General features: G+C 33.0%; 9 protein-coding genes. 1 reads left to right on the forward strand and 8 read right to left on the reverse strand.

Going from position 1 to position 12,618, the window contains the following annotated elements; genetic code table 11:
* Positions 1–53 precede the first annotated feature (53 nt).
* The 4 genes from JF259_RS12845 to JF259_RS12860 all read right to left on the reverse strand — a co-directional run bounded on the left by JF259_RS12845 (position 54) and on the right by JF259_RS12860 (position 7,424).
* Positions 54–470, reverse strand: coding sequence for a protease inhibitor I42 family protein (locus tag JF259_RS12845; RefSeq protein ID WP_199115740.1), 417 nt, complete (start codon positions 468–470; stop codon positions 54–56).
* Between the two features lie 172 nt (positions 471–642).
* Positions 643–1,764, reverse strand: coding sequence for a C1 family peptidase (locus JF259_RS12850; protein WP_199115741.1), 1,122 nt, complete (start codon positions 1,762–1,764; stop codon positions 643–645).
* 81 nt (positions 1,765–1,845) lie between these two features.
* Entirely contained in the window at positions 1,846–3,207 is a 1,362-nt protein-coding gene (locus tag JF259_RS12855) for an OmpA family protein (protein ID WP_199115742.1), read from the reverse strand.
* A gap of 362 nt (positions 3,208–3,569) precedes the next feature.
* Positions 3,570–7,424, reverse strand: coding sequence for a hybrid sensor histidine kinase/response regulator transcription factor (locus JF259_RS12860; RefSeq protein WP_199115743.1), 3,855 nt, complete (start codon positions 7,422–7,424; stop codon positions 3,570–3,572).
* Positions 7,425–7,753: 329 nt separating this feature from the next.
* On the opposite strand from JF259_RS12860, the gene JF259_RS12865 reads away from it, so the two are divergent.
* The gene (locus JF259_RS12865; protein ID WP_199115744.1) at positions 7,754–8,254 is read left to right on the forward strand and encodes a hypothetical protein; all 501 of its coding nucleotides are present in this window, start codon (positions 7,754–7,756) and stop codon (positions 8,252–8,254) included.
* On the opposite strand, the gene JF259_RS12870 is transcribed toward JF259_RS12865, so the two are convergent.
* The 4 genes from JF259_RS12870 to JF259_RS12885 all read right to left on the reverse strand — a co-directional run bounded on the left by JF259_RS12870 (position 8,251) and on the right by JF259_RS12885 (position 12,617).
* Positions 8,251–8,487, reverse strand: coding sequence for a DUF6095 family protein (locus JF259_RS12870; RefSeq protein WP_199115745.1), 237 nt, complete (start codon positions 8,485–8,487; stop codon positions 8,251–8,253). The two genes, JF259_RS12865 and JF259_RS12870, sit on opposite strands and share 4 nt — an antisense overlap.
* On the reverse strand, positions 8,477–9,295 hold the full coding sequence (gene murQ / locus JF259_RS12875; protein ID WP_199115746.1) for an N-acetylmuramic acid 6-phosphate etherase: 819 nt from the start codon (positions 9,293–9,295) through the stop codon (positions 8,477–8,479). Before murQ ends, JF259_RS12870 begins: the two co-directional genes overlap by 11 nt.
* 197 nt (positions 9,296–9,492) lie before the next feature.
* Positions 9,493–10,953, reverse strand: a complete 1,461-nt coding sequence (locus JF259_RS12880; protein WP_199115747.1) for a TolC family protein — start codon at positions 10,951–10,953, stop codon at positions 9,493–9,495.
* 284 nt (positions 10,954–11,237) lie between these two features.
* On the reverse strand, positions 11,238–12,617 hold the full coding sequence (locus JF259_RS12885) for an ABC transporter permease (protein WP_199115748.1): 1,380 nt from the start codon (positions 12,615–12,617) through the stop codon (positions 11,238–11,240).
* Position 12,618 lies beyond the last annotated feature (1 nt).

Below are 12,618 nucleotides of genomic sequence, written 5' to 3' on the forward strand. Positions count from 1 at the left end.
AAGTCAGTATGGTCTTATAAAAATGTATTACAACTTAATAGGTTATCGTATTATCAATAGATTTTTATGTTGATAGTACATGTCTTCTTAATTTCTTTTTCAAAAACCCTTTTATATTCCAAAAGGATTGTTTCTGTTCCACTTCTTTTTGCTTCAAAGTAAAGTACTTGAAAGTTTGCTTGTTCTAGTTCTATATATTTTAAAATGTCTTTTTTATGTGCTTTCAAAAGTGTAGAGGAATCTTTTTGAATCCATTCGTATCCTATTACTGGAACTGCCTCCAGTTGGAGTTCAACAATTGATCCTTTGGCTACTTTTATACTTTCTTGACATCCATTAAAAACCAGAGTATCGTTATTTTGAGCAAACAAAGGGTCATTATTGACATATTTCTTATGATTGTTACAAGCTATGCTTAACCAAAAGAAATTAGCAATAAGTGAATATTTTAAAATATGTGCGCTCAACATGGTATCGCGTTTGTTAATCGGGTACTTTACTGTGTAAGAGGCTGCCTAAAAGGTGTCATTCTGAATGAAATGAAGAATCTACTGAAAAGTTGAAAACCTAATTTTATAGACTATAAGATTCTTCGCTGCGTCCTGAATGATAAATCACTTTTCAGGCAACTTCTTTACCTAGTTAGCTTTGTATTTTATTTGGATATACCCACCAAACATATTTTCCAATATTACACTGGTCATATCCTACATAGGCATAACCACCATATGGTCCCCAGTTTGTACCCCATGAATTTTTAATAATCCAGGCATTTAAGTTATCACACCATCCAACTATAATAACAGCATGATCTATGTTGTTAGTTGAATTAGATGGATAACCATTATATACCCCACCTCCATAGCTAAAGAAAGAACTTAATCCAGCTTTCAGATAAGTTGCTACGGCTCCAAACGAATTTACCAATGATTTTATTTCGTTTACTGTGGGGAATCTCCCTGGGTATAATTGACCCCATGCACCTACTTTTACAACACTACTATTAGTTCTGCATGAGCCTTCAATTGCTGTATACCGATAATATTGTTCTAATGTTACGCCATTCCATTTCATATAATCCAATGTTCTACCGGTACTACCGCCATTACAAGATCCTGCATCAGTACCAGAGCTTGTTCGTCCACAAGACAAAAGCTGTTGCTCAGACAAATCTACTGGACTACTAACACTCCCATATAGCTTATTATATGTATGCTCGTAAACGGCAGCCGCAGCAAATGCCCAACAACTACCACAACTAGCCTGATTTCTTACCGGAGTAAGGATGCTTTTGTTCCAACTGCAATAAGCAAACGGACTTATAGTAAGGTTTGAAATATTTATCGAGGTATTTGTAAATGAAAACTTAACACTTTCTACATTTGCATCCTTTAACCCTTCTAATATTTTTTTCTCATTCTTTTTGTTTTCAAGATTTTGATTTTTTATTATTTCTTTATCTAGTTTATCTAATGGCTTTACTCCCAATAACTTTTCCTTGTCAATATTTAAAACTTCGTTGGGAACAATTTCAAAGGTTGGTTTCTTGATTTTTTTTAAATCGTTCTTGGCCTTTTCATATTCGGCTTTACCTTTTTTGGAAAGCTTGTCGTGATTTTTGGCCATTTCTGCTTTGGATTTTACTTTGAATACGCCATTATTTTTATCTTCAAGGGGACTGTTGCCTTGAGAGAACCCTGGGGTAATCCACAGTAATAGTAATAAAGCTGTAGCTGTTGCTAGAATAAATTTTGATGTTTTCATGATCTCATGATTTTTTAATTAATAGCTGATTTTGTTTTAGAAGTTCCTGCAGATATTGGTAAACTTTTGTATTCGATTATTTTAAATTTTTACAAATTCAACACGCCTATTATTAGCTTTTCCTTCTGGGGTATTATTGTCGGAAACAGGCACACTTTCTCCCATGCCTTTAACAGTCATTCTGGAAGCATCAATGTTTAGATTTATTAGGGCTTGCTTAACAGCATTGGCTCTTTGCTCTGATAATTGATTGTTGTGTGTTTCTGAACCGTCGCTATCGGTATGACCTTCAATTCTAAATTTTAAATCTGGGTGCTCTTGCATCATTTTAGCAATTTCATTTATAACGCCGGATGATTCTGGTTTTATACTGGATTTATTTATGTCAAATAGAATGCCTCTGGTAACGATTTTACCATCTGTTAAAACACGATCGTAAAGCTTTTTTCCACCTTCGGCTATCCTAATATTTTTAATGGCTATGGTGAAATTTTCTTTTCCGTGGGGATGTGTGTACCCTTCGATTGAGACTTTTTTGGGCATGAACCCTAAATTGGGAATGTTAAGGGCACGATATTCGTCAACAAAAACTTTTAATGCCCGCTTGTTAAAGGCTATAGCTATGTGCTTCCAAACGGGTTCCATGCCCATCATGCTTTCTTCGAAATTTTTAAACTGCCTATCTTGCCCCTTTATTTTTGCATTAAGGAAAGCGCCAAAGCGATAAATGTGTAAGGGATAGTATGTGCTTTCATTGTTTGGAAACCTACTATGTGAATTACCATCCCAAAACCGAAGTTTGAACACCTGGTTATACAGGTAATTTTTCATAATTTCCCGGTCGAAGAAGGCGTCAAATTCTATTGTGAAAACTTCAGGAAGGTATTCGTCTGTTTCCATTAATGGGGTGATAATACTTTCATTTTCCAGATTGATAATGTTTTCATTATTAAATGAAGCATTTTCGGCATTTCCTCTTATCAGATCCCAACGCGAGGGGAATTCTCCGCTTTCTTCGTGGCTTAAATCATCGTGAAAAATAATATGGTCGCCAGCAACAAAATTGTATTTTGACCAAGGTTTATTGGTTTGGGGACTTACAGCTGTTTCTCCAACCGTTTCTATTGCACTATCACCAAATTCCGATTCGTTTTCATCATCATTGGTATTGTCATTTAATGTGTTTTCGTATTCAATACCATCCTCATTTCCTGTAGTGTCATTTTCAATGGAATCTTTATTTTTCTTAAGTTTCTTATCGACATTAAGCAACGTGTCCATTGCTTTTTCAGTTTTTTCTGTAGTTTTTTCTTCAACTTTTCTAAGAACTGTTTCTTTTGCAGCTTCTTCGGCTCTTTTCTTTATTTTTTTAAATATTTGGGCATGCGAGACAAATCCATTTAATATGCTAAATATTAAAAAGATTATAATTCTTGATTTCATGACTAACAATTTAGATTTAATAAAAAAGGGAATAATTACTTTTTTAATTTTCATTATTCCCTTTACTCCAATTAATAGCTTCTTTTTATTTTTTTAGTTTGAATGATTTTATAATTTTATTGTCTAGCATGATATTAAATGTGTATTTGCCCGGTTTTAAATGGTCAATACTTAAGTAGATGTTATTTAATTTATTACTTTGAGGCGCTATTTCATCATTCTCAACTAGCATATTACTTATCAATCAAATAGAAGTTTGGGAAATGTGGGAGACTAAATTACTATTAGTGAGCGTAATACCCTGTAATATATGTAACAAAGTTTAAAACATATGTAACACACATATGGAAAGTGTTTCTTTTTTACTTGGAGAGATATTCTGAAGGTGTACAGTGGTATATTTCTTTAAAGCATTTAGAAAAATAGGAAGGGGAGCTAAAGCCTACTGAATATGTGATTTCAGAAATGCTACTATGGTTTTTCTCCAGTAATTTTTTTGCCAGTTTTAAGCGTTCCATTCTAATAAATTCTGTTGTAGTCATTCCAATTAAGGCATTCAACTTTCTATGAAGTTGCATACGGCTCATCAGCATTTTTTCACTTAAAAGTGTGGCATTAAAATTGGCATGTGTAATGTGGTCGTTTAAAATATTTTTTAATTTCGTTATAAACTGTTGGTCGGTTCTGGAATTAACAACATCTTTTAATTCATATGAGTTACTGTATCGTTTTTGTAGTTTATGTCTTAGTTCAATAAGCTTTTGAATGCGTACTTTAATTTTTTCACTGTTAAAGGGTTTTGTGATATAATCATCTGCGCCGGTTTTTAAGCCTTCAATTTCGTTTTTATCACCACTTTTGGCCGTTAATAGAATAATTGGTATATGACTAGTACGTTCATCATTTTTTAAAGTTTTGCATAGTTGAAGCCCGTCTGTTTTAGGCATCATGATGTCACTAATAATAATATCGGGGATATGTTTTAAGGCTCTTTTTATACCTTGTTTTCCATTAGATGATTCAATAATATTGTATTCTTCTTTGAATATGGATCGAATAAATTGTCTTATGTCCTTATCATCTTCAACTATTTGTAATACGTACTTTTCTTTACCAGTCGCTATTTCTTTTTTGGTTATAGTTTGATCATAGTTAAGGTGCTTTTCTTTTCTGAAAGGTTTAGGCTCTCGCTCATTAATCTCTGATGTGCTAAAGTATGAGCGTTCTATTGGGAGGGTTACAGTAAATTGAATTTCATCTTCATTAATGGCATGGGCTACTATGTTTCCATGTGATAAGATTGCTAATTCTTTTACCAATGACAAGCCTATGCCAACGCCATCAACATTTTTGTTTTTTTGGTAAAAACGCTTGAACAATTTACTTATTTCAGAATTTTTAAGGGTGTTTCCATTATTTATGGTTGTTATAATTGCCTGTCCTTGATGGCATGTTGATTCAAAGTGTATTTTACCTTTTTTTGGTGTGTATTTCACGGCATTGGATAATAAATTGGAAACAATTTTTTCGATAACGTCTTTATCAAACCAAGCTTGATGCATTGCTGCGATTTTAAAAGTAAACGTTATGTCTTTTTCTTCGGCCTTGTATGCAAATCCATCAATTAATTGCTTTAATAATGTTGTTAGGTTGCCTTTATTTACCGAAAGGTTTAAGTTACCGGTTTCTAACTTGGACAGGTCTAATAACTGATCTACCAAGCTCAATAAACGTTTAGAATTGCGTTGTACAAGTGTAAGATCCTGTTTATCCTTGCTTGTTAACTTCGGGTTGTTTAATTGCTTTTCGACTGGGCCTGTAATTAAAGTAAGGGGTGTTCTAAATTCGTGTGATAGGTTGGTATAGAGCCTCGTTTTTAATTTGTTTAATTTCTTTAAGCGCATTGTTTCTTTGTGCTCAAATTCTAATTGCATTTTTATATGCCATCGCCATTTTAAATAGTAATATATACTATATGATGCAACTAAAAATAGTAGCGCATAAATAATAATAGCACCTCTACTAAAGTACCAGGGTTGTTTAATTATAAAGGAATAAGTGATTGGTGTTTCATTCCAAACACCATCATAGTTACTCGAAATAACCTTAAAAGTATAGTTGTTTGGAGGTAGGTTTGTATAATGGGCTATGTTTTTGTTTTTAGATGCAATCCAATCATTATCATGATTTACAAGCTGGTACTTAAAGAAATTACGTTCTGGTTGGGAAAAGTGTAAACTGGAAAAAGTGAATGTTATTGTATTTTGATCATAGTTTAGCTCTAAATCACTTGTTAGAGATTGTTCATTGGAAAAAACTTCAAGCTTCGTAATAACGGTTCTGGGTTTTACGGTGTTGTATGATAGCTGTTCAGGGTTAAACCAATTAATACCTTCAAGACCACCAAAATATAGTGTCCCTTTCGAATCTTTAAAGTATGCGCCTGTGTTAAACTCGCTACCTTGTAACCCGTCGTAAAAACTAAAGTTTTCGAAGTTTTGGTCAGTTTCTGTATTGTCAAATTTACTAATCCCTTTGTTGGTACTTAACCATAACGATCCTTTGTCGTCCGGCAAAATACCATAGACTACATCGTTAGGAAGGCCATCCTTTTGGGTGTAGGTTTTAACTGTATTTTTAATAATATCGTATTTTTTAATGCCTGCTCCATTGGTGCCAACCCATAGGGTGTTATTTAGGTAGAGTAGAGACTTTACTTTATAATCTAAGCCGTTTACTTTTGATATTTTACTTGTACTTTTATTCAATTTAAACACACCGTCATTGTCTGTGCCTATCCATAAAATACTATCATTTTCTTTAACTAAGGCTCTAATATTGTTTGAGGTAAGGGCAGAGTTTTCTTTGCTATACTTTTTGATAAAACCTTTGTTTTTATCAAATAAAATGATGCCGTACCGTTCTGTACACAACCATCTTGTGTTTAGTGACTCTTCAACAATGCACCATATTGTAAGGTTGTCGCATTTTGAATAGTTTTTGATTTTTCCTGTATCATCAATAATATTGAGCCCATATCCTTGATGTCCTACCCAGAGCTCGTTGTCAAAATAATTTAAGCTGATAATTCTGTTACTGTTTAACGAGGAGTTGTTGGAAGTGAGTGTTTTGTAACTTTCGTTTTTAGCATCAACATAAGTTAATCCTTTGCCAGAAGTCCCTATCCAAAGGTTTCCCTTGTTGTCGGTTGTTATACTTCTAACCATATCTACATTAACACTTTTGGGAACTTGGTTATTTGTAAGGATGTTAAATTTTATTAAATGTTCGTCATAGTAACTGGCTCCTGTTCCATCGGAGCCAAACCATATAATACCAGTAGTATCTTCGTAGAGACAAAGCATGTCGTTATAATGTATGGCAAACGGGTTATTTTTATTGGCCTTGAAATTAGTTACCGTTTTTGACTTTAAGTCCATTAAGTACACACCATTGCCATAAGTTGCAATCCATAAGCGATCTTTAGAGTCGACCAAAAGATCTTCAACATTAAGATTGGATGGTAATTTAGCATGGTTAAGTTTTACAATGCTGTCTGTGTTGTAAGGTTTATAAAATAAGCCCGCTCCATAAGTTCCAATCCAAAGGTTTCCATTTGGCGTTTTTTCAATACTGCTAAAATTGGTGTTTTCAATAGTTAGAGTTTTGTAGGTACTACCGTTATATAAATATATTGCCCCCGAACATGTTATAATTAATCCGTTATCTGTTTCTATATAATCGTAAACAGTTTTATTGGTGTCTTTGGTTTTGAAGACTTGTAGGGTGTCCTTTGTTTTATGGTCTATTTTGAATAAACCTTTGTCGTAGGAACCAATGTATAAGTTTAAGTTTTTGTCTTGAAAAATGGAACTGGCATTATAAGGAAGGTTTATGTGTTTAAAGGTATCGTTTTGTGGTTGATATAATTCCAGTTTACCTGAATGCGTTATTATCCACAATCTATTTTGTTTATCAATGTATATTTTACCTAGTTTACTAAACGTAGCCCGTGTTATGTCTTCAAACTGCTTATTGTAATGTGAAAAACTTCTACCATCATATTTATTTAAGCCATCTTGTGTTGCTAGCCATAAATAACCTATACTGTCCTGAGCAATGCTTATAACACTGTTTTGGGATAATCCATCGCTTATAGTTAGTGTTTTAAAAGCAAATTGTTTGGATATAGGGAGTGTGTCTTGATATTTGTTCAATAAGTTTTGGGTATTTATTGAAAATGAACAAGCAATTGTAAGGATAATAAAGAATTTAATATTTAAACCTGTTAACATGAGGTTGATTAATACTTATAGTTGGCTAATAGTGAAAAACTAAATAAACACTAGTTCATTAAAGTTAGTGAATTTTTATATAATAATTTGATTCAAAGTATATTGTGTGGATAATGTCCTGTTATTTTGTTGTTTTAGGATACGACACAATTGCAATAATGTCTTTTATATTTTTATGTAAGGAAAAGATTATTGTAAGACTAATTTCTAAATAATTTTAAAAATTAAATATTTTAGCTACATTAGTATTCATGAATGAAATTATTGGATCTACACTTAAAACACTTCAGAAGTCTAAATATTTGTTAGAGAGATTAACAGATTCGCAACTATGCGATACCTCTATAGCTCCATATTATTCTAGTATAGGAACGCATCTTAGGCATATTCTGGATTTTTATGATTGCATTTTGAATATCAATACAGACCATAAAATTGATTTAACGGCCAGACGTAGAAATAAAGCAGTTGAATCTAGCTGTGATACTGCACAGGAATATTTGAACGCTATAGTAGATGCAATAAAGGTTGCAGATTTTAATATGGATGGGAACGTGCGTGTGTTGGACGATTTAGGTTTAGGAATAATAGAAATTACTTATACATATGGTGCTTTATTTTCGCAGGCCAATAGCCATACAATTCACCACTATGCCATAATAAACTATATATTGAAGGGGTTGAATATTGCTTTTAAAGATTCTGACTTTGGATATAACCCAACCACGCCCAAACAAACAACCTTGAACTAAGGTTTCTTTTTAAACATACTGTCTAAGATTGTATTTATACCTTTAAAACCTAAGTAGACTGCTAGTCCACAAATGATTATGGATATAATTAAAAGTGGAATGTGAAATGGTTTGTCCTTATTACTAAGTACAATATACAAAAGGGTAGGACCCGTAAACATGAGGACTAAAGTTACGCCCATAGTTTTTAAGCCTTTAGCAAGAATGTCTTTGTCTGTTTTGTCAGTTTCCATTATTGTAGTTTTGTATTGCGAGACGAACACTTTTATATTTTTTTAAAAGTTTTGAAGCTTCGTTTTCTGAAATGTTTAAGGCTTTCATGATCATTTTTGTGCCACGATTTACCAGTTTATTATTGCTAAGTTGCATATCTACCATTTTGTTGCCTTTTATATGTCCTAATTGGATCATGGTAGTGGTTGTTATCATATTGAGAACAAGCTTTTGAGCAGTACCCGCTTTCATTCTTGAACTCCCAGTAACAAATTCTGGACCAACGATAACTTCAATAGGATATTTTGAAACTTTTGAAAGCGGACTGTTTTTGTTACAGGTTATACAGCCAGTTAAAATATTGTTCTCATTACAATTTTCTAAGGCAGCAATTACATAAGGAGTTGTTCCAGAAGCAGCTATACCAACTACAACGTCGTTTTCACTTATATTGTATGCTTTTAAGTCTTTCCAACCTTGGGAAATGGAGTCTTCAGCAAATTCTACAGCATTTCTAATTGCAGTATCACCTCCAGCAATGATTCCAATAACCAAATTGGGAGATACACCAAAGGTAGGCGGACACTCTGATGCATCTAAGATACCCAAGCGGCCACTAGTTCCAGCACCTATATAGAATAACCGTCCACCTTGTTTTAATTTCTCTACGGTTTGTGTTATTAGAGACTCTATTTGCGGTAAGGCTTTTTCAACAGCAAGAGGTACTGTTTTATCTTCATTGTTTATATTCTTAAGTAATTCATTTACAGACATCTTTTCCAGATGGTCGTAGTTAGAATCCTGTTCTGTTGTTTTTGTAAAACTCATAATTCAAAAATAAGAATTATGAGCTTATTTTACTCGATATTCAATATTTAAATGCTCTAAAGCTAGCCTCTAAATCAATTTTTTCTCTATGAACTCATCTTGACTTTTTCCAATTGGTTAAAAAAATGCTAATTTTCACTTCAATCAAAAAAGTCAAGATGAGTTCTATAAAAACTTTTCAGACTTGTCGTTAGGGCTTACTCATATAATATGTCCTCAATTTCTATTTTTTTATCATTGATGAAATCATATAGGGTCAGTTGTCTTAACGTATAATAGTCTATCCAAAATTTTTCTAGGGAGTTTAAATATTGAAGTACGGCTTTGTCTTTTTCTTGTAATGCAATATTTAAATCGGTAATAGTTATTTTTCCTAAGACGTAACGCTTTTTAGATATCTCGTACCTTTTAATGGCAATTTCCTTTGCTTTTTCGGAGGTCGCTAAAAAGTCCCTTTGGTTGGTCCAATTCAAAACATGCAAATAGATTTCTTGTTCAAAGGCTTGCTTGTCCTGTTCTATGTTATTGTTGGTTAAATCTAAATCGGCTTCGGCCATTTTGCGCCTTGACTTTGATACGCCCCAATCGAATATAGGGATGGACAAGGATAAAGATAAAATTTGTTGCTTATTGAAATTGTTAAAAAGGTTATTGAAATCATCACCATTTTGAGAAATTCCAAAATTAGCATTAAGACCTAACTCTACTTTGTTAGTCCCTTTTGCACGAGCAAGTTCCTTTTCGGCTTCTAATCGTTTTCTTCTAAACTCGATAACAGCTTTTCTATTTGACTGTGCTTCTTGAATTGCCTTGTCAACGTCAACATTAAAAAGAGCTAATTTGTCGGGAATGTCTAGTTCTATATCTTCTGTTGTCAGTTCTAGATACCGTGCTATGTTTTGGGAGGTTCTCTTTAATTCTATGGTGTTTTTTGTAACATTATTTTCTGAATTTAAAAGCGTTAATTCCATTTGTAACAACTCGTTCTCTGCAATTTTACCAACTTTAAATCGTCCTTTTGAAATTTGGTATAGTGTATCTTGATTGGAAAGATTTGTTTTTGCTATTCTTAATTGCATTTGGGCTTTTAGCAAACTAAAATAACGCTGGCAGGTGTTTATGGAGATTTGTTCCATCTTTTCTATAAAATCCCTTTTGGATTCCTCATAAATTAAGGGTTCTATCTTTTTGTCCCATCTATAAGGGTTATAAAACAATGAGTTTTGACGATACCTAAGAGAAAAGGGAATTACGGAGTATCCTATATTATCGTCAAGACCAAAAAGTTCCACGCGTTCTAAATTTGAATATACGGATAAGGTGCCACCTGTATATGGAATGTTTTGGGATATAGATAACCCACCTTCTATTAATAGTTGATCCTGATTTACAAAAATATCCTGACCGGCATCATTGGTTAATCTTCTAACAGAGTTCCTGTATTCCGGTAAGGTCGCATCAAGTCTAAATTGAGGTAAAAACCGTGCCTTATAGTTTTTAAAGCGCCAATAGCTTCTTTGATTAATGTTTAAGTTTGTTTTATAATCCGGCGATTTTTTTTTGGCGATAATAATAGCTTCGTCTAATGATATTTTTTGGGACTGTGAAAATGAAATTAAAGGTAAAAAAGCTATTAAAATCAGATATATTTTTTTCATACGTTTAAATTTTGATAATTCATTTGATTTTATATTAATTATAAAATTGTGAACGTGTGCAACCACTCCTTACACTCGTTCTCTCATTAAAAATTTTAAACATTTCCTTTTGTGAAGTAATTTTTAAAATTTCTTAATGTTCGTTTCATGTGTTTATATTTATTGTTCTTTGGAGGTCATGCTTCGACCTGACTTAGTACATGCGTATAACATCGATATAATCATCTTGTTGTTTAACATAAATGTTACATGGCATGTGTGTTTGCAGTTTGAAAAGTATGAGGTTATTCACTTCTTAAAGCTTCAATTGGACGCTTTTTTGCTGCTGCCTTAGCAGGAAAGATTCCAAAGACCAATCCTACGATAACTGCAATAAAGAAGGATATTAAAATTGAATTCAATGATAGGACGGTTTCAACTCCAGAAAATATTTGAATGATATAAGCTCCAATCACACCAACCACAATTCCTATTATACCTCCCCCTAAACTGATAAGTATAGATTCCGATAAAAATTGAAGGATTACATCTTCTTCGGAAGCACCTATTGCTCTAACAATACCAATCTCTTTTGTACGCTCCAGAACCGACGCCAACATAATATTCATAATGCCAATACCGCCTATTAGGAGCGATATTCCGGCAATAATACTTAATACAATATTAAAAATTTGTTTTGTTTTTTGCTGCTGTTTGAGTAGTTGAATAGGGATTTCAATTTCAAAATCCAGGACATCGTTATGCCTCCTTTTTAACATTTTACTTAATACTTCAGCAGTAGCTTTAAGTTCATTGGAATTAGAGACCTGAACCGTTAATTTATCTATTTGATGGTAATTCCCTCTGGGAATGCGATTTTTGGGACCACTTTGTCCTCCTCCAGACGCGAAAACCATACCACCAAAATCACCATTAGTTTTTTTGTCAACTATTGTTTTTCTGTCTAGATACCTAATTAAAAAAGTATTTATGGGTATGTAAACATCCTGGTTTAAATCTCTAATACCTAAATTTTCTTGCGCTTTTTCTGAAATGAATTTTTCTTCAATAACGCCAGTAACTTGCAGCCAAACGTCTTTTACTTTAATTTGTTTGCCCAAGGCACTCTCCCCAGTAAATAATTTTTTTTCTACTTTTTTGCCAATAATACAAACTGGAAGTGCATTTTTCATTTGGTAAGTCGAAAATGGCCTTCCATTTTCAATAGCAATATTCGATGTTTCAAAGAATGTATTTGATACTCCTATGAGTTTAACGGCGTTCTGTTTTCCATTGTTAATCATATAGGCGTCCATTACAATTTCGGGACTAATTGCTTTTACACTTGGGATGTAATCTTTAATACTAATAGCATCCTGTATATCAAGGCCTTTCGAAAAACGCTTTGTTTCGGCATTCCCTTCTTGGTTTTCATTTTCGTTGGAATTATCGTTTTCTTTATCGGGAATTGGTGTAATTACGATATTATTGACTCCAACAAGTTCTAATTGAGAAAGTATTTCTTTTTCTGCACCATTACCAATAGCCAACATTGTAATGACGGACGCAACACCGAAAATGATTCCCAGAGCTGTTAAAAAAGTTCTAACTTTATTGGTTTTGATGAACCAAATAGCTTCTGTAAAGTTAGACTTCAGTTTCTCAATAAATATTTTGTCTATCATT

The organism is Snuella sedimenti (genome assembly GCF_016428595.1).
GTDB classification, from domain to species: domain Bacteria; phylum Bacteroidota; class Bacteroidia; order Flavobacteriales; family Flavobacteriaceae; genus Snuella; species Snuella sedimenti.